The 17080-nt window shown below is 65.1% G+C and carries 30 protein-coding genes; all 30 read right to left on the minus strand.

Going from position 1 to position 17080, the window contains the following annotated elements; translation table 11 throughout:
* Nucleotides 1-56 precede the first annotated feature (56 nt).
* Complete coding sequence (rpsI, locus tag NQK35_RS06135) at nt 57-548, minus strand: 30S ribosomal protein S9 (protein ID WP_009054763.1); 492 nt, start codon at nt 546-548, stop codon at nt 57-59.
* 37 nt (nt 549-585) lie between these two features.
* A complete protein-coding gene (gene rplM / locus NQK35_RS06140) occupies nt 586-1029 on the minus strand; it encodes a 50S ribosomal protein L13 (RefSeq protein ID WP_009057965.1) in 444 nt (147 codons plus the stop codon).
* A 202-nt stretch (nt 1030-1231) separates the two neighbouring features.
* Nucleotides 1232-2137, minus strand: coding sequence for a tRNA pseudouridine synthase A (locus tag NQK35_RS06145; protein ID WP_257113530.1), 906 nt, complete (start codon nt 2135-2137; stop codon nt 1232-1234).
* On the minus strand, nt 2134-2883 hold the full coding sequence (locus tag NQK35_RS06150) for an ROK family protein (protein ID WP_257113531.1): 750 nt from the start codon (nt 2881-2883) through the stop codon (nt 2134-2136). The genes NQK35_RS06145 and NQK35_RS06150 overlap by 4 nt, the downstream gene beginning before the upstream one ends.
* Nucleotides 2884-2967: 84 nt before the next feature.
* Nucleotides 2968-3549: a 50S ribosomal protein L17 gene (gene rplQ, locus NQK35_RS06155; RefSeq protein ID WP_009213219.1), complete on the minus strand. Its 582-nt coding sequence runs from the start codon at nt 3547-3549 to the stop codon at nt 2968-2970.
* Between the two features lie 43 nt (nt 3550-3592).
* Entirely contained in the window at nt 3593-4588 is a 996-nt protein-coding gene (locus NQK35_RS06160) for a DNA-directed RNA polymerase subunit alpha (RefSeq protein ID WP_009054765.1), read from the minus strand.
* A gap of 124 nt (nt 4589-4712) precedes the next feature.
* Nucleotides 4713-5123 carry a 30S ribosomal protein S11 gene (gene rpsK, locus NQK35_RS06165; protein ID WP_003790556.1) on the minus strand — a complete coding sequence of 137 codons (411 nt, stop codon included), beginning with the start codon at nt 5121-5123 and terminating at the stop codon, nt 4713-4715.
* 60 nt (nt 5124-5183) lie between these two features.
* A complete protein-coding gene (rpsM, locus tag NQK35_RS06170; RefSeq protein WP_005872704.1) occupies nt 5184-5558 on the minus strand; it encodes a 30S ribosomal protein S13 in 375 nt (124 codons plus the stop codon).
* Nucleotides 5559-5707: 149 nt separating this feature from the next.
* Nucleotides 5708-5821, minus strand: coding sequence for a 50S ribosomal protein L36 (gene rpmJ, locus NQK35_RS06175; RefSeq protein ID WP_003790577.1), 114 nt, complete (start codon nt 5819-5821; stop codon nt 5708-5710).
* A 40-nt stretch (nt 5822-5861) separates the two neighbouring features.
* Nucleotides 5862-6083: a translation initiation factor IF-1 gene (infA, locus tag NQK35_RS06180; RefSeq protein WP_003790580.1), complete on the minus strand. Its 222-nt coding sequence runs from the start codon at nt 6081-6083 to the stop codon at nt 5862-5864.
* 301 nt (nt 6084-6384) lie between these two features.
* The gene (locus NQK35_RS06185) at nt 6385-7293 is read right to left on the minus strand and encodes a type I methionyl aminopeptidase (protein WP_257113541.1); all 909 of its coding nucleotides are present in this window, start codon (nt 7291-7293) and stop codon (nt 6385-6387) included.
* 3 nt (nt 7294-7296) lie between these two features.
* A complete protein-coding gene (locus NQK35_RS06190; RefSeq protein WP_009213217.1) occupies nt 7297-7875 on the minus strand; it encodes an adenylate kinase in 579 nt (192 codons plus the stop codon).
* Nucleotides 7872-9164 (minus strand): preprotein translocase subunit SecY, encoded by a 1293-nt coding sequence (secY, locus tag NQK35_RS06195; RefSeq protein WP_048742857.1) that lies wholly within the window; start codon nt 9162-9164, stop codon nt 7872-7874. The genes NQK35_RS06190 and secY overlap by 4 nt, the downstream gene beginning before the upstream one ends.
* 249 nt (nt 9165-9413) lie before the next feature.
* Nucleotides 9414-9878 carry a 50S ribosomal protein L15 gene (gene rplO, locus NQK35_RS06200; protein ID WP_003790587.1) on the minus strand — a complete coding sequence of 155 codons (465 nt, stop codon included), beginning with the start codon at nt 9876-9878 and terminating at the stop codon, nt 9414-9416.
* 2 nt (nt 9879-9880) lie between these two features.
* Nucleotides 9881-10066, minus strand: a complete 186-nt coding sequence (gene rpmD / locus NQK35_RS06205) for a 50S ribosomal protein L30 (RefSeq protein WP_009213215.1) — start codon at nt 10064-10066, stop codon at nt 9881-9883.
* On the minus strand, nt 10066-10755 hold the full coding sequence (gene rpsE, locus NQK35_RS06210) for a 30S ribosomal protein S5 (RefSeq protein ID WP_003790589.1): 690 nt from the start codon (nt 10753-10755) through the stop codon (nt 10066-10068). Before rpsE ends, rpmD begins: the two co-directional genes overlap by 1 nt.
* Nucleotides 10756-10783: 28 nt before the next feature.
* Nucleotides 10784-11155, minus strand: coding sequence for a 50S ribosomal protein L18 (gene rplR, locus NQK35_RS06215; RefSeq protein WP_034231588.1), 372 nt, complete (start codon nt 11153-11155; stop codon nt 10784-10786).
* Nucleotides 11155-11697, minus strand: a complete 543-nt coding sequence (gene rplF, locus NQK35_RS06220) for a 50S ribosomal protein L6 (protein WP_009213213.1) — start codon at nt 11695-11697, stop codon at nt 11155-11157. Before rplF ends, rplR begins: the two co-directional genes overlap by 1 nt.
* 15 nt (nt 11698-11712) lie before the next feature.
* On the minus strand, nt 11713-12111 hold the full coding sequence (rpsH, locus tag NQK35_RS06225; RefSeq protein WP_009213212.1) for a 30S ribosomal protein S8: 399 nt from the start codon (nt 12109-12111) through the stop codon (nt 11713-11715).
* A gap of 62 nt (nt 12112-12173) precedes the next feature.
* Nucleotides 12174-12359 (minus strand): type Z 30S ribosomal protein S14, encoded by a 186-nt coding sequence (locus tag NQK35_RS06230; protein ID WP_003790603.1) that lies wholly within the window; start codon nt 12357-12359, stop codon nt 12174-12176.
* 3 nt (nt 12360-12362) lie between these two features.
* Nucleotides 12363-12908, minus strand: a complete 546-nt coding sequence (gene rplE / locus NQK35_RS06235) for a 50S ribosomal protein L5 (protein WP_009213211.1) — start codon at nt 12906-12908, stop codon at nt 12363-12365.
* Between the two features lie 2 nt (nt 12909-12910).
* Complete coding sequence (rplX, locus tag NQK35_RS06240; protein WP_009213210.1) at nt 12911-13342, minus strand: 50S ribosomal protein L24; 432 nt, start codon at nt 13340-13342, stop codon at nt 12911-12913.
* A 3-nt stretch (nt 13343-13345) separates the two neighbouring features.
* Nucleotides 13346-13714 carry a 50S ribosomal protein L14 gene (gene rplN / locus NQK35_RS06245; protein ID WP_009213209.1) on the minus strand — a complete coding sequence of 123 codons (369 nt, stop codon included), beginning with the start codon at nt 13712-13714 and terminating at the stop codon, nt 13346-13348.
* Nucleotides 13715-13802: 88 nt separating this feature from the next.
* The gene (rpsQ, locus tag NQK35_RS06250; protein ID WP_257113549.1) at nt 13803-14069 is read right to left on the minus strand and encodes a 30S ribosomal protein S17; all 267 of its coding nucleotides are present in this window, start codon (nt 14067-14069) and stop codon (nt 13803-13805) included.
* Nucleotides 14070-14074: 5 nt separating this feature from the next.
* Nucleotides 14075-14308: a 50S ribosomal protein L29 gene (gene rpmC / locus NQK35_RS06255; protein WP_009213207.1), complete on the minus strand. Its 234-nt coding sequence runs from the start codon at nt 14306-14308 to the stop codon at nt 14075-14077.
* Nucleotides 14308-14727 (minus strand): 50S ribosomal protein L16, encoded by a 420-nt coding sequence (rplP, locus tag NQK35_RS06260; protein ID WP_009058543.1) that lies wholly within the window; start codon nt 14725-14727, stop codon nt 14308-14310. Before rplP ends, rpmC begins: the two co-directional genes overlap by 1 nt.
* Nucleotides 14728-14732: 5 nt before the next feature.
* Nucleotides 14733-15542 (minus strand): 30S ribosomal protein S3, encoded by an 810-nt coding sequence (gene rpsC / locus NQK35_RS06265; RefSeq protein ID WP_009213206.1) that lies wholly within the window; start codon nt 15540-15542, stop codon nt 14733-14735.
* A 1-nt stretch (nt 15543) separates the two neighbouring features.
* Complete coding sequence (rplV, locus tag NQK35_RS06270; RefSeq protein ID WP_009213205.1) at nt 15544-15915, minus strand: 50S ribosomal protein L22; 372 nt, start codon at nt 15913-15915, stop codon at nt 15544-15546.
* A 29-nt stretch (nt 15916-15944) separates the two neighbouring features.
* Nucleotides 15945-16226, minus strand: a complete 282-nt coding sequence (gene rpsS / locus NQK35_RS06275) for a 30S ribosomal protein S19 (RefSeq protein WP_003790621.1) — start codon at nt 16224-16226, stop codon at nt 15945-15947.
* A gap of 16 nt (nt 16227-16242) precedes the next feature.
* Nucleotides 16243-17079, minus strand: coding sequence for a 50S ribosomal protein L2 (gene rplB / locus NQK35_RS06280; protein WP_009054709.1), 837 nt, complete (start codon nt 17077-17079; stop codon nt 16243-16245).
* Nucleotide 17080: the final 1 nt, after the last annotated feature.

Raw genomic sequence — 17080 nt, forward strand, 5'->3', positions numbered from 1 at the left:
CGAAAGCCGCGCCCCGCAGGTGCGGGGCGCGGCCATCGACAATGTGCCGGAAAGGATCAGCGCTTCGAGAACTGCGAGGCCTTGCGGGCCTTCTTGAGGCCTGCCTTCTTACGCTCGGTGGCGCGGGCATCGCGGGTCAGGAAGCCGGCCTTCTTGAGAGCCGGACGGTTGGCGTCGCGGTCGATCTCGTTGAGGGCGCGCGACACGCCCAGGCGCAGGGCGCCGGCCTGGCCGGAGACGCCGCCGCCGTTGATGCGGGCGATGACGTCGAAGCGGCCGTCAATGTCAAGCAGGACGAAGGGGGACTTCACCAGCTGCTGGTGCAGCTTGTTGGGGAAGTAGTCCTCGAGGGTGCGGCCGTTGATGGTCCACTTGCCGGAGCCGGGGACCAGGCGAACGCGGGCGACGGCCTCCTTGCGGCGACCCAGGCCCGCGCCGGGCGCGGTAATGGACTGACCGGCGCCGGCGGGAGCCGACTCGGTCTCGGACGTGTAGGAGCTGGGGACGACTTCCTCGTCCAGCTCAGCGGAAACGATGGTCTCAGCCACGGTTCTCCTCAGTGGTAAAGGTGCCAGCGACCGGTGGTCACTGAGCCACCTGGGTCAGTTCGTAGGGAACCGGCGACTGGCCGGCGTGGGGGTGCTCCGGGCCTGCGTAGACGTGCAGCTTCTTGAACTGCGCGCGGCCGAGGGAGTTGTGGGGAAGCATGCCCTTGACGGCCTTCTCGACGGCGCGCTCGGGGGCGGCGGCGAGGAGGTCGCGGTAAGCGGTCGCGGTCAAGCCGCCGGGACGACCGGAGTGGCGGTACGCCATCTTCTGGTCGAGCTTCTTGCCGGTCAGAGCAACCTTGTCCGCGTTGATGATAATGACGTTGTCGCCCATGTCCATGTGAGGGGCGAACGTCGGCTTGTGCTTCCCACGGAGGAGGGCAGCGGTCTGGGCTGCCAGGCGACCGAGGACGACGTCGGTGGCGTCAATGACGTACCACTTCTTGTCCGCGTCCCCAGGCTTGGGTGAATAGGTGCGCACGGGCGTAACCTTCAATTCTTGTTGGTCATGGGACGCCGCGCCGATTTTTCGGGGGCGTCCGCGATGAAACGGTTCGCGCGAGGCGTCGGCGAGGCTTCCTAGCGAGTGGGAGACACTAGGTGCTCTGCTGACGCACAGCACTAGCCATATTATCGGCGCACGCGCCGACGGTCAAAGCGCGGCGGCTACTGTGTCACATTCCTCAGGCATCGTCGCCGCAGCAGGAGTCCCGCCTGGCTCGCGCCTGCGCGGCTCGGGCTGCCCATTCCTCGGGCGCGGGGTAGTCCACCCCTTCAAGGGTCAGTCCGTGAGCGGGCGCGATGGGAGCCGCGCTCGCTCGCGAACGCGCGCCGAGCACCCGCGCGGGGTAGTCGATGTCGCGCGCTCCGGATCCGACGAGGAGCAGCGCTCCCACGAGGGAGCGAACCATCGAGTGGCAGAATGCGTCCGCCTCGACCCGGAAGGCGAGGGTTCCGTCCGCCTCCCGCACCGCGCGCAGCATGCGGAGGGTACGGATAGTTGTCGCTCCCTCGCGGGGGCGACAGTATCCGAGGAAATCGTGTTGCCCGAGCAGGGGCGCCGCGGCGTCATTCATCGCCTGGTCGTCGAGGGGTTCGTCGACCCACAGGCGGTCCCAGCGCGCCAGCGGGTCTGGCGCGTCCGACACCCTGTAGGTGTAGCGGCGGGCCAGAGCGGAAAAGCGCGCGTCGAAGGAGGCGTCAACGACGCGCGCGGCGAAGATTCTCACGTCGCAGGTGCCGCGCGCCACGCCCATGCCTCGGGTGCGGGAGCGTTCACCGTATCGTCCCGAGAGTATCTTGTTGAGCCTGCGGACGACCGACGTGGCGGCGTCATCCTCGGAGCGCTCTCCCCTGGGCGCGAGCCGCGCCCACGCCTCGTCGCTCAGGTCGACGTGGCAAACCTGGTGGCGCGCATGCACCCCCGCATCGGTGCGCCCGGCGACGGTCGTCGTGACTTCCTCGCGCGAGGCCATAGCGAGGGCCGCTTCAATCTCCCCCTGGACGGTACGCAGCCCAGGTTGCGCAGCCCACCCGCGAAAGTCAGTGCCGTCGTATCCCAGGTCCAGGCGCAGGCGCCTCACGCTCACAGTTCCCACGCTCGCACGCCGCCGATGATACCCGCGTCGTTGGGCACAACGATCACGTCGTCGCCCATGAGACGCAGGTTCGACGCCGTGATCCGCTTCGAGTTTCCGCCTCCCAGGTACAGGCGGTCCCACATGTACATCGGGCGCAGTCCGTCAACGACCCGCCGGACGCGACGGGACCAGTGGACGTCGCCCAGGCGCAGGCGCTCGTGCTCCCCGATGTAGTCGTCGTAGGTGAGTCCCCAGCGCACCGGGCCCTGCGACACCTCGACGTGGGGTGCCAGCTGGCCTCCGTCGAAGACGGCGTTGCCCAGGCCGGTCCCCAGGGTGATGATCATCTCCAGGCCGCGACCGGTGATTGCTCCCGCCCCCGCGACTTCTGCGTCGTTGAGGACCTTTGTCGGCAAGCCGAGCGCGTCCCTGATTGCGCTGCCCATGTCAAAGTGATCCCAGCGCGCCACCAGGTCGGGGATGACGCGCGAACGGGGCCCGTCACGGGTGATGTAGTGCGGCGTCGCGATCACGACGCCGTGGCGAATCATGCCCGGCATGCCCATCGTGACGCGGGTCGGTGCCGGAAGCTGTTTCGCGAGGCCGACAACGGCTTCCACGAGCAGCTCAGGCGGGAGCGGGTAGGGGGTCGGAACCCTGCGCGCGGGCGCCATCATCGTGCCGCGCTCGTCCACGACCGATCCCTTGATCCCACCGCCCCCGCAGTCGATCGCCAACGTCATCTCGTGTTCCATGCGTCAAGGCTACCTCGGATGCAGTCAGGGCCGGGCACCCACACGGGATGCCCGGCCCTGGTCAGCCAGTTCAGTGACTCCTCGTCACTTCTCCTCAGCAACCTGCTCGGCCGCATCTGCTGCCTCGCCGGCCTCGGCAGCGAGCTCCTCGGCCTCGTTAGCCTTCGCAAGATCGCCTTCCTCACGAGCCTCCTCGGCACGCTCGGCGGCAGCCTCGGCGGCTTCCTCGGCCTCGGCGGCAACCTGAGACGCGGCGGCCTTCTCAGCCGTCTTCTCCGCGGCCTTCACAACGGCCTTCTTCTCGACCTTCTCCATGACGAGCTCGATGCGCATCAGGGGGGCGTTGTCGCCCTTGCGGTTTCCCACGCGAATGAGGCGGGTGTAGCCGCCGGCGCGCTCGGAATCCATCGCGGGAACGAGCTCCTCGAAGAGGATCGCGACGATCCCCTTGTTCGGGATCTTCTTCAGGACCGTGCGACGAGCGTGCTGATCGCCGCGCTTGGCCTTGGTGATGAGCTTCTCGACGTAGGGGCGCAGCAGCTTGGCCTTCGCCTCCGTGGTCGTGAGGCCGCGGTGTTCGATGAGCTGAGCCGCCAGGTTCGACAGAATCAGCTTCTGGTGTGCCGGGCTTCCGCCCAGACGAGCACCCTTCTTGGGGGTGGGCATGAGTTTCTCCTACGGATTCAATGCGTCCATCGGACGCACGGGGTCAGATGGACTGGTCGTCCGAAAAGATCGCGGCGGACTCCGAATCACCGAAGCTCGGCATCACCGAGTCCTTCAGCGTCATACCGAGAGCCGCCAGGGACTCCTTGATCTCTTCGATCGACTTGGTGCCGAAGTTGCGGATGTCGAGCAGGTCGGCTTCCGAGTGAGCAACCAGCTCGCCGACGGTCAGGATGCCGCGACGACGCAGCGCGTTGTACGAACGCGACTGCAGGTTGAGGTTCTCGATCGGGAGAGCCAGATCGGCCGCGAGGGTCGCATCGGTGGTGGACGGTCCCACCTCAATGCCCTCCGCTTCCTCGTTGAGCTCGCGCATGAGGCCGAAGAGCTCCACCAGCGTCTTGCCGGCCGAGGCCAGGGCGTCGCGCGGGGTGATCGCCGGCTTGGTCTCCACGTCAATGACGAGGCGATCAAAGTCTGTGCGCTGCTCAACACGCGTCGCCTCAACCTTGTAGGTCACCTTGACGACGGGCGAGTAGATCGAATCGATCGGGATACGCGAGATCTCGGCCTGCGGATCCTTGTTCTGAGCGGCCGACACGTAGCCTCGGCCACGCTCGACGGTCAGCTCGATCTCCAGCTTGCCCTTCTCGTTGAGGGTGGCCAGATGAAGATCGGGGTTGTGGATCTCCACACCCGCGGGAGGCGTGATGTCGCCGGCGAGAACCTCGCCGGGACCGGCCTTGCGCAGGTACATGACGACAGGCTCGTCATTCTCGCTGGACAGGACGATCTGCTTGATGTTCAGGATGATCTCGGCGACATCTTCCTTCACGCCTTCGATCGTGCGGAACTCGTGGGGAACGCCATCGATGCGGATGGACGTCACCGCTGCACCCGGAATCGAGGACAGGAGGGTACGACGCAGGGAGTTACCCAGCGTGTAGCCGAACCCGGGCTCGAGGGGCTCCAGAGTGAAACGGGAGCGCAGGTCGCTGACCTTTTCTTCGGTCAGGATGGGTCGCTCTGCAATGAGCACGTCTATTCCTTTCTGACCGGTGCCCGCTATATGACACCGGGTATGGGAACCTGCGAGAGCAGGCTAAGGGAGTGTGAACCGTGAGGTTCAGACGTGGGGAGGGCAGCGCCCTCCCGTCCACAAGTCAGCCGCGGCGGCGCTTCGGCGGGCGAGTGCCGTTGAAGGCCTGAGGGGTGACGTCCTGGATCGAACCGATCTCGAGGCCGGCGGCCTGCAGGGAACGGATCGCGGTCTCGCGGCCGGAGCCGGGACCCTTCACGAAGACGTCAACCTTCTTCATGCCGTGCTCCTGGGCGCGACGAGCCGCCGCCTCGGCCGCGAGCTGGGCGGCGAACGGCGTGGACTTACGCGACCCCTTGAAGCCAACCTGGCCGGAGGACGCCCAGGCGACAACCGCGCCCGTGGGATCCGTGAGGGAGACGATGGTGTTGTTGAACGTCGACTTGATGTAGGCGTGGCCGTTGGTGACGTTCTTCGAAATCTTGCGACGCGGCTTGCGGGCACCGCCCGAGCGCGAGGTCTTTGCTGCTGCCATTTCTGGTTCAGTTCCTTCTTGTCGCGGAGAGCTGCCCGAGGGGGCATACCCTCCTGGGCCTTACTTGGCCTTCTTCTTGCCTGCAACGGTGCGCTTGGGGCCCTTGCGGGTACGCGCGTTGGTCTTGGTGCGCTGACCGTGGACCGGCAGGCCACGACGGTGGCGAAGGCCCTGGTACGAACCGATTTCGATCTTGCGACGAATGTCAGCCTGAACCTCGCGGCGAAGGTCACCCTCAACCTTGAAGTTTGCCTCAATGTAGTCACGAAGCTTGACGAGTTCCTCTTCCGTCGCGTCCTTGACGCGGGTATCCGGGCTGACGCCGGTGGCGGCGAGGGTCTCTGCCGCGCGCGTGCGGCCGACTCCGTAGATGTATGTGAGCGCGATCTCGAGCCGCTTCTCGCGGGGGAGGTCGACGCCGGCAATACGTGCCATGGTGATGTTGCTCCAGTTGTTCATCGGAGGTCGTCATCGCTCAGTCCGGGCGAGCAGCCCGGCCTCGGCCTCCGAACCGAGGGTCGTCCCACGCTGGGACGCTGAGAGTGATGCTGTGGGGCACGGTGCCCCGCGGGTCGCAGCGGGCCTCAGCCCTGACGCTGCTTGTGCCTGGGGTTGTCGCAGATGACCATGACGTTGCCGTGGCGACGAATCACCTTGCACTTGTCACAGATCTTCTTGACACTCGGCTTGACCTTCATGGTTGTTACCTCCACTGCCCGGCGGGCAGTTTGTGTCGGGTCACTTGTAGCGGTAGACGATACGGCCTCGAGAAAGGTCGTAGGGGCTCAGCTCGACGACAACTCGATCCTCGGGCAGGATGCGGATGTAGTGCTGACGCATCTTCCCCGCAATGTGGCCGAGAACCACGTGGCCATTCTTCAGTTCCACACGGAACATCGCGTTAGGCAGGGCCTCAACGACCGTGCCTTCCATCTCAATGACGCCGTCCTTCTTCGCCATATCCTCCGTTTATCCTCTACATGTCTCGGATAGCTTGCGGCGGATGCCGCCGGACGTGGTTGCGCCTGCACGCAACGCAGATACGCCCAAGGGACTACTCTACGGCATCGGCCGGTCCGCACGGTAGTTGGAGAGCCTGTCGACTCGCTCACGTTCAATCGGTCACATTTTTGTTGCCGCTTCGCGAGTTTCTTGCAGTAACGGCCCGAGCGTGCCACCTCCGAGTACGGGACGAGGCCGCGAGCCAATGACGCCGGTGGGCCCGAAACCTCTTCGGTTTCGGGCCCACCGGCAGGATCATTCAGTCGAGGCCGACAGGAGTCACCCCGTACGGCGCGAGCCCGGCGGCTCCGCCGTCGCGGGCCGTCAGAACACTGACCCCGTCCTCCGTGATGGCGATCGAATGCTCCCAATGGGCGGCATCACGACCGTCCGCCGTGCGGACCGTCCACTCGTCGTCATCGGTGATCGACGCGATATCGCCGCGCACGAGCATCGGTTCGACGGCGAGGACCATGCCGGGCTTGAGGCGCGCCTGAATCCCGCGCACCCGGTAGTTGAGGACGTCGGGAGGCATGTGCATGCTCGTCCCGATGCCATGACCGACGAACTCCTCGACGATACCGGCTTCCCAGCCGTTGATCTCCCCGTGGCGGGCAACGACCTCTTCGACGGCCGAGCCGACCGCGCTGATCCGCTTGCCGGTCGCGAGTGCCGCGAGGGCGGACCAGAGCGATTCGCGGGTGAGGGCATCGAGCTGACGGCGCTCACGCAACACGTTTTCATCCACGCCCGGCAGGGAACCCGACGCTCGCACTCCGCTGGCGAAATCCTCGTCGGAAACGAAGGGCTCGCCGACAATCACGGAGAAGGCCGCGTCGCCGTGCCATTGCCTGCCGCGACGTTCAACGTAGGCGCCGCAGTCGAAGGAGACGATGTCACCTGCGGCAAGCTCCGTGTCGCCCGGAATGCCGTGAACGATCACGTCGTTGACGGAAATGCACACCGTTGCGGGATAGTCGTAGTAGCCCAGGAAGTTCGAGGTGGCACCCGAGTCCGCAATGGCCGCGGCACTCACCTCGTCAAGCTCACGGGTGGTGATGCCCGGAGCGACGGCGGCGCGAAGCGCCTCGTGTATGGAGACGACCACTAGGCCCGCCTCGCGCATCCAGCGCAGCTCTTCCGCGCTCTTGAGTTCGATGCGAGCCATTGTCTACTTCGAGGCCACCGAATCCAGGATGGCGAAGATGCGGGCCGTCACCTCATCGATCGAGCCGGTTCCGTCGACGACCTCCAGGAGATCCTGGTCCACGTAGTACGTGGCCACGGGCAGCGTCTGCTGGTGGTAGACCTCGAGGCGGTGGCGCATGACCGGCTCGGTGTCGTCCGTGCGATGCTGCTCTTGCGCCCTCTTGAGCATGCGTTCGACGACCTCGTCCTCGTCGACCTGAATCTCCAGGACCACATCGATCGACGTGCCGAGATCGAGGAGCATGTCTCGCAGAACGTGCGCCTGCTCGACCGAGCGCGGGTAGCCGTCCAGCAGGAAGCCGTTGGCGGTGTCTGGGGCGGCCAGGCGAGCCTTCACCATCGTGTTCGTCACCGAATCGGGCACGAACTCTCCGCGGTCCATGTACGCCTGGGCCTGCTTGCCGATCTCGGTTCCTTCCGCCATGTTCGCGCGGAAGATGTCACCGGTCGAGATGGCGGGGATGTCGAGGCGCTCCGCGATGCGCGAGGCCTGCGTTCCCTTGCCCGCTCCGGGAGGGCCGAGGAGGATGACGACTGTCATTTGAGGAATCCTTCGTAGTGATGCTGCTGCAGCTGGGTGTTGATTTCCTTCACCGTCTGCAGGCCGACGCCGATGATGATGAGCAATGTCGTGCCACCAAAGGGCATCTGCGAGCTCGACAGCTTCAGCGGGATGATTGCCAGCGACGGCAGCAGCGCGATGATCACGAGGTAGAGCGCCCCGGCGGAGGTGATCCGGTTAATCACGTAGCGCAGGTACTCGGCCGTGGGGCGTCCCGCACGGTAGCCCGGGATGAAGCCCCCGTACTTCTTCATGTTGTCGGCTACCTCGTCCGGGTTGAACGTGATGGCCGTGTAGAAGAACGTGAAGAAGAGCGTGAACAGGGCGTAGATGGTCAGGTAGAACGAGCTGCCCTGCGTGAAGTGTTCCGAGATCCACTGCACCCATTTGTCGTTGGTCTTGCCGAACTGGGCAACCATGGGTGGCAAAGCCAGGATCGAGGAGGCGAAGATGACGGGGATGACGCCCGACATGTTGATCTTCAGCGGGATGTAAGTCGTTGTTCCGCCATACTGGCGCCTGCCGATCATGCGCTTGGCGTACTGGACGGGAATGCGGCGCTGCGCCTGCTCGACGTAGACAACGGCGAGCGCGACCACCAGGAGCAGGGCGACGATGGCGGCGACCGATGCCCACTTGCCGGACTGTCCGATGGACAGCAGCTGCTCGGGCAGGCGCGCCGCAATCGAGGTGAAGATCAGCAGCGACATGCCGTTGCCGATGCCGCGTTCAGTGATGAGTTCACCCAGCCACATGATGACGCCCGTGCCTGCCATCATGACGATGATCATCATGATGAACGTAACGATCGAGCGATCCTTGATGACTCCTTCGGAACACGACTGGAAGAGCTGACCGCTGCGCGCCAGGGAGACCGTGGTCGTGGCCTGCAGAACACCCAGGCCGATCGTCAGGTAACGGGTGTACTGCGTGAGCCTCGCCTGACCGGTCTGGCCTTCCTTGTGCAGATCATCGAACCTGGGGATCACGACGCGCAGCAGCTGAATGATGATCGAGGCCGTGATGTAGGGCATGATGCCCAGGGCGAAGATCGACAGCTGCAGCAGCGCGCCACCCGAAAAGAGGTTCACGAGGTCCAGAAGCGACGCCTGGGACTCCTGCGCCATACAGCGCTGCACGGCCTGCGAATCGACGCCCGGCGTGGGAATGAATGATCCCAGCCGGAACGCGGCCATGATGAACAGGGTGAAGAGTAGCTTCCGACGCAGGTCGGGGGTACGGAACGCCTGGGCAAATGCACCGAGCAAGGCTTCCTCCTACGGGTGATGGCAAGCGGGGCGAGGCCCCTAGACTGATCCAGCTTACCCGACACGGGTAGCGGTTGGCGATATCCAATCATTAAAGTGTCACGCTCACGCCCGCCTAGTGTCTCGGCGTGAGTGACCCCGCAACGGGGCGCGGTAGCCGCCGCGACACAGCACTATGGTGCCGCGTCGCGCCGACGGAGCAGACAGGTAACGGGGGTGGCCCCTTCGTGGGACCACCCCCGCCCAGCATCAGCGAGCCGAAATCGACCCGCCGGCGGCAGTAATCTTCGCCTCGGCGGAGGACGACCAGGAGTCGACCTCAACCTCGAGCTTGACGCTGAGTTCGCCGGTTCCGAGGACCTTGACGGGCGCGGAATCGCGAACGGCGTGCTTGGCGATGAGGTCCTCGACCGTGACCTTGCCGCCCTCGGGGAAGAGCTCCCCGAGCTTGCCAACGTTCACGACCTGGTACTCAACGCGGAAGGGATTCTTGAAGCCGCGAAGCTTCGGCAGACGCATGTGGATCGGCATCTGGCCACCCTCGAAGCCGGCGGCAACCTGGTAGCGGGCCTTGGTGCCCTTGGTACCGCGGCCGGCGGTCTTGCCCTTCGAGCCTTCACCGCGACCCACGCGGGTCTTCGCGGTCTTGGCTCCGGGGGCAGGACGCAGGTGGTGCAGCTTAACGATCTGCGTCTTGTTCGTGGAGTCCGCCATTGTCAGTCGACCTCCTCAGCGGTCACCAGGTGACGCACGGTGCGAACGGCACCGAGGACGGTGTCGGTCTGCTCACGCACGACGCTCTGGCCGATCTTGCGCAGCCCGAGGGTGCGCAGCGTATCCTTCATGTTCTGCTTGGCGTGAGCAGAGGACTTCACCAGCGTGATCTTGATGTTCTTCGCCATCACTTAGCCTCCCCTGCAGCGGCCTTGTCGGCCTCGGCGGCCTCGGCAGCCGCGCGCTTCTCTGCCTCACCCTCTGCGCGAGCGCGCAGCATGGATGCGGGAGCAACGCGCTCGAGGGGCAGGCCGCGACGAGCGGCGACAGCCTCGGGCTGCTCGAGCTGCTTCAGAGCGTCAACCGTCGCGTGGACGATGTTGATCGCGTTGGACGAGCCCAGCGACTTCGTGAGCACGTCGTGGACGCCCGCGGCTTCCAGGACCGCGCGCACCGGGCCGCCGGCGATAACGCCGGTACCGGGGGCAGCCGGACGCAGGAGGACGACACCTGCGGTGTCGCGACCCTGCACCACGTGCGTGATCGTGCGGCGGATCATCGGGACGCGGAAGAAGTTCTTCTTCGCCTCCTCGACACCCTTGGAGATGGCCTGAGGAACTTCCTTGGCCTTTCCGTAGCCGACACCCACCGTGCCTTCGCCGTCACCCACGACAACCAGGGCGGTGAAGGAGAAGCGGCGTCCGCCCTTCACGACCTTGGAGACGCGGTTGATCGTCACGACGCGCTCGATGTACTCGTTCTTGTTCTCGTTGTTCCGGCGGTTGTCGCGATCGTTGCCGCGGCCGGAGCGGCGCTCACGGCGATCGTTGTTCTCGCCCGCGCCCGAACCGTTCCTGTCTCGCTGCTGTGCAGCCATCAGATGATCTCTCTTTCTTTCGGCTCGTTCACAGCTCGAGCCCGCCCTCACGGGCGGCCTCGGCAACGGCCGCAACGCGACCTGCGTACTTGTTACCACCGCGGTCGAAGACGACGGCGCAGATTCCTGCGGCCTTCGCGCGCTCGGCGATCAGGGCGCCGACCTTGCGGGCCTTGTCGGTCTTCGTGCCCTCGGAACCGGCCAGGTCCGCTTCGATGTCGGAGGCCGACACCAGCGTGTGACCCACCGTATCGTCGATGACCTGCGCCACCATGTGGCGGTTCGAACGGGTGACGACCAGACGGGGACGCTCGGGCGTGCCGTTGATCTTCTTGCGGAGGCGGAGGTGACGGCGCTTGCGAGCGACGAACTTGCCCTTGCCCTTGATCGAGTAAGCCATCACTTACCAGCCTTTCCGACCTTGCGACGGATGGTCTCGCCCACGTAGTGGATGCCCTTGCCCTTGTAGGGTTCCGGCTTCTTCAGCTTGCGGATCCGGGCAGCCGTCTCGCCGACGAGCTGCTTGTCGATGCCGGACACCGTGAACAGCGTCTGAGACTTCGGGGCGATCGTGAACTCGATGCCCTCGGGCGGCGTAATGGTAATCGTGTGGGAGAAGCCCAGGGAGAACTCCAGGTCCTTACCCTTGGCGACCACGCGGTAACCGGTGCCCGTGATCTCGAGATCCTTCTTGTAGCCCTCGGTCACGCCGACGATCATGTTGGCGATCAGCGTGCGGGAGAGCCCGTGAAGCGAACGCGCCGTGCGCTCGTCGTTCGGACGCTCGACGACGACCTGACCGTCCTCGACCTTGGCGGTGATCGGCTCGGCCACGACGTGGCTCAGGGTGCCCTTGGGGCCCTTCACGGTCACGTTCTGTCCGTCGATCGCGACGTCAACGCCGGCCGGGATTGCGATGGGGTTCTTACCAATTCGCGACATTGTTCAGCCTCCTCATCACCAGATGTAGGCGAGGACTTCCCCACCCACACCCTTCTCGGCTGCCTGGCGGTCGGTGAGCAGGCCGGAGGACGTGGACAGGATCGCCACGCCGAGGCCGCCGCGGACCTTGGGCAGGTTGGTGGACTTGGCGTACACGCGCAGACCGGGCTTGGACACGCGCTTGAGCCCCTGGATCGCGGCCTCGCGGTGCGAGCCGTACTTCAGGTTGATCGTCAGGGTCTTGCCCACGCGGGCATCCTCGACGGTGGTCGAGGCAATGTAGCCTTCCTCGACCAGGATGTTCGCAATCGCGTTCTTGAGCTTGGAGTACGGCATCGAAACCGCATCGTGGTGCGCACGATTCGCGTTGCGCAGACGCGTCAGCATATCTGCAATCGGGTCTGTCATTGTCATGGGGGTTTATTCCCCTTCCTCGTCGCGGTTTCTCCGGTTGCCCGGGACCTGCGACGTTCGTTTTACCAGCTGCTCTTGGTGACACCGGGGAGTTCGCCGCGGTGGGCGAGCTCGCGCAGGCACACGCGGCACAGTCCGAACTTGCGGTACACCGAGTGCGGACGTCCGCAACGGTTGCACCGGGTGTAGGCACGCACGCCGAACTTCGGCTTGCGGGCAGCCTTGACCTTCAGGGATGTCTTGGCCATGGGTCAGTCCTCCTTGAACGGGAAGCCGAGGTGACGCAGAAGGGCGCGACCCTCTTCGTCATTGGTGGCCGAGGTGACAACCGTGATGTCCATGCCGCGCACTCGGTCGATCGAGTCCTGGTCGATCTCGTGGAACATCGACTGCTCCGTGAGACCGAAGGTGTAGTTGCCGTGACCGTCGAACTGCCTGGAGGACAGTCCGCGGAAGTCACGGATGCGGGGAAGCGCCGTCGACAGGAGGCGGTCCAGGAACTCCCACATGCGATCGCCGCGAAGCGTGACGTGGGCGCCGATCGCCTGACCTTCGCGCAGCTTGAACTGCGCGATGGACTTCTTGGCGCGGGTGGTCACGGGCTTCTGGCCGGTGATCGCGGTGAGGTCGCGGATAGCGCCCTCGAGTGCCTTCGAGTCGCGAGCGGCCTCGCCGACACCCATGTTGACGACAATCTTCGTCAGTCCGCCGACCTGCATGACGTTCTCGTGCTTGAACTCCGCACGGAGCGCCTCGCGGATCTCGGAGACGTACTTTTCCTTCAGACGCGGGGCCATGCTCAGATCTCCTTGCCCTGCTCAACGCCGCGCTTGGCGCCGCCGCGAGTCACGCGAACTCGCACGGTACGGGTGCGGCCACCGCGCTCGACGGTATCCTCGCGGAAACCGACACGAACGCGCTTCTTGGTCTCGGGGTCGACCAGAGCGACCTTGGACAGGGAGATGGGGGCCTCGATGGTCTCGATGCCGCCGGCGCTGCCCTGCTGGCCCTGGCGCACGTGGCGAGTCTTCAGGTTGACACCCTCGACGAGGACCTTGCCCTCCTCGGGGAACACCTGGATGACGCGGCCCTGCTTGCCCTTGTCGCCGGGCTTCAAAGGCTCGAGGCCCTCTTCAGCGCGGCGGGCGTTGCGCTTGGCCAGCGCCTTCTCGTCACACGTGCGTCCGCGAACGACCTCGACGAGGTCATTCTTGCGAATCTTGGCTGCCATGGATCAGATCACCTCCGGAGCGAGGGAGACGATGCGCATGAACTTCTTCTCGCGCAGCTCGCGGCCCACGGGACCGAAGATGCGCGTGCCACGCGGCTCGCCATTGTTGTTGATGATGACGGCCGCATTCTCGTCGAAACGAATGTAGGAACCGTCGGGGCGGCGGGTTTCCTTACGCGTGCGAACGATCACTGCCTTGACGACTTCGCCCTTCTTGACGTTGCCGCCGGGAATGGCGTCCTTCACGGTGGCGACGATCGTGTCGCCGATACCCGCGTAGCGCCGACCCGAGCCACCGAGAACACGGATGGTCAGGATCTCCTTGGCCCCTGTGTTGTCGGCGACCTTCAGTCGCGACTCCTGCTGGATCATTTTCTATTGACTCCTGTCGTCGTGCCGGTTCTCTTCCGGATTGTCCCGGTCGAGCCTTGCCGAACGGATTTCGGTCTGTGAGCGAAGGTCACTTCGCCTTTTCGAGGATCTCCACAACGCGCCAGCGCTTGGTGGCCGACAGCGGGCGGGTCTCCATGATGAGGACGAGATCGCCGACGCCGCACTCGTTGTGCTCGTCGTGAACCTTGACCTTCTTGTTCTTGCGCATGACCTTGCCGTAGAGCGCGTGCTTGACGCGGTCCTCGATTCGCACGACAACGGTCTTGTCCATCATGTCGCTGACGACGTAGCCGCGACGGACCTTACGCTCACTGCGAGCGGTGGTTTCTGCCATCAGGCTCACTCCTCAGTGTTCGGGGCGGTGCGGTAGCCGAGCTCCCGCTCACGCGCGATGGTGTAGATCCGGGCAATGTCGCGGCGCACGGTCTTCATGCGACCGTGATCCTCGAGGTTGCCGATGGCCTGCGCAAAACGCAGGTTGAACAGCTCTGCCTTGGCCTTCTCGAGCTCCTTGGACAGCTGGGAGTTGTCCATGGCATCGAGCTGATCGGTGGTCAGACCCTTATCTGCCATCAGATGTCACCACCCTCTCGGACCACGAAGCGGGTCTTGATAGGAAGCTTGTGCTGGGCACGGCTGAGGGCTTCGCGAGCGAGCTCCTCGGGGACGCCTGCCAGCTCGAACATGACGCGTCCGGGCTTGACGGGGGCAACCCACCATTCCGGTGCACCCTTACCGGAACCCATTCGTGTTTCGGCGGGCTTCTTGGTCAGAGGACGGTCCGGGAAGATGTTGATCCAGACCTTACCGCCACGCTTGATGTGACGGGTGACGGCGATACGGGCCGCCTCAATCTGACGGTTGGTGATGTACGCACTCTCCAAGGCCTGGATGCCGTAGTCGCCGAACGCGAGTTCGGTGCCACCGGAGGCGAAGCCAGTGCGGTGAGGACGGTGCTGCTTGCGGTACTTAGTCCGACGGGGAATGAGCATGGGGCTCAGGCCTCCGTTCCGGTTGTGGACGCAGCGGCCTCGGAGGCCTGAGCCTCACGGGGGGCCTGCTGCGAAGCGGTCTCCTGGTTGGGGCGTCCGCCGCGGCGGGGGCCACGGCGACCATCGCGACGGCCGCCACGCTGGGCGTGCTCGGCCTGCTGGCGAGCGAACTCGCGCTCGGTCAGGTCACCCTTGTAGATCCACACCTTGACGCCGATGCGACCGAAGGTCGTACGCGCCTCGTGGAATCCGTAGTCGATGTTCGCGCGCAGGGTGTGCAGCGGCACGCGGCCCTCGCGGTAGAACTCGGAACGGGACATTTCCGCGCCGCCCAGACGACCCGACACCTGGACACGAATGCCCTTGGCGCCGGCGCGCTGAGCCGACTGAATGCCCTTGCGCATCGCACGACGGAAGGACACGCGAGCAGCGAGCTGCTCCGCGATGCCCTGGGCGACGAGCTGCGCTTCGAGATCGGGGTTCTTCACCTCGAGGATGTTGAGCTGGACCTGCTTGCCCGTCAGCTTCTCGAGCTGCACGCGCAGGCGGTCGGCCTCGGCTCCGCGGCGACCGATCACGATGCCCGGGCGAGCGGTATGCAGGTCGACGCGAACGCGGTCGCGCGTGCGCTCAATGCTCACCTCGGCGATGCCGGCGCGCTCGAGGTTGTCGGTCAAGAACTTGCGGATCGCGACGTCTTCGGCCACGTAGTCCGCGTAGCGCTGTCCCTTGGTGGTGGAGTCGGAGAACCAACGAGACCGGTGGTCCGTGGTGATTCCCAGACGGAACCCGCGGGGATTGACCTTCTGGCCCATGTCAGCGGTCTCCCTTCTTCTTGTCTTCCTTGGTCCCCACCACGATGGTGATGTGGGAGGTGCGCTTGAGGATGCGACCGGCGCGTCCCTGAGCACGGGGACGAATACGCTTCATGGTCGGACCCTCGTCCACGTAAGCCTCCAGGATGAGCAGGTCGGCCTCGTTGAAGGTTTCGCCGGCGTTCTCCGCCTTGACCTTCGAGTTGGCGACGGCGCTCAGGAGCACCTTGCGGACATCGGTGGCGACGGCCTGCGGAGCGAACCGCAGAATGTCGGCGGCCTCCAGAACGCCCTTGCCGCGAACCTCGTTCACAACGCGACGGGACTTCTGGGGCGTGACGCGGATGAAACGCGCCTGCGCCTTGGCTTCCATGTATATGCCTCTTCTTCCGTGGGGTCGGCTCAGCGCCGACGTCCCTTACGATCGTCCTTGTCGTGGCTGCGGAAGGTACGCGTGGGAGCGAACTCTCCGAGCTTGTGGCCCACCATCGACTCGGTGACGAAAACGGGCACATGCTTACGGCCGTCGTGGACGGCGATGGTCAGGCCCAGGAAGTCCGGGGTGATGACCGAGCGACGCGACCAGGTCTTGATGACGTTCTTCGAGCCGGATTCGTTCGCGGCGTCGACCTTCTTGAGCAGGTGGTCGTCGACGAACGGGCCCTTCTTCAAACTACGCGGCATTTCAATCGACTCCTACTCAGCGGTTCTTGCCGGTCTTGCGACGGCGGACGATCAAACGATCGGACGCCTTCTTCGGACGACGCGTACGGCCCTCGGGCTTGCCCCAAGGCGACACGGGGTGACGACCACCGGAGGTGCGGCCTTCGCCGCCACCGTGCGGGTGATCGACCGGGTTCATGACAACGCCACGCACGTGCGGACGCTTGCCCTTCCAGCGCATGCGACCGGCCTTGCCCCAGTTGATGTTCGACTGCTCGGCATTGCCGACCTCGCCGATCGTCGCGCGGCAGGTGGCCTCGACGTTGCGGATCTCGCCGGAGGGCATACGCAGCTGGGCGAAGCGACCCTCCTTGGCGACGAGCTGCACGGAGGTGCCGGCGCTGCGAGCGATCTTCGCGCCACCGCCCGGGTAGAGCTCAACGGCGTGCACAACGGTACCCAGGGGAATGTTGCGCAGCTGCAGCGAGTTGCCGGGCTTAATGTCGGCGCCGACGCCGGCCTCGATCTGATCGCCCTGCTTCAGGCCGGTCGGAGCGAGGATGTAGCGCTTCTCGCCATCCGCGTAGTGCAGGAGAGCGATGCGGGCGGTGCGGTTGGGGTCGTACTCAATGTGCGCGACCGTCGCCGGGACGCCGTCCTTGTCGTGACGACGGAAGTCGATCACGCGGTACTGGCGCTTGTGACCGCCGCCACGGTGACGGGAGGTCACGCGACCGTTGTTGTTACGGCCACCGGTCTTGTGCAGCGGGCGCAGCAGCGACTTCTCGGGCGTGTCGCGGGTGATCTCGACAAAGTCAGAGACGGACGAGAAGCGACGGCCCGGGGTCGTGGGCTTGTACTTGCGAATTCCCATT

The organism is Schaalia odontolytica, from assembly GCF_024584435.1.
Lineage (GTDB): Bacteria > Actinomycetota > Actinomycetes > Actinomycetales > Actinomycetaceae > Pauljensenia.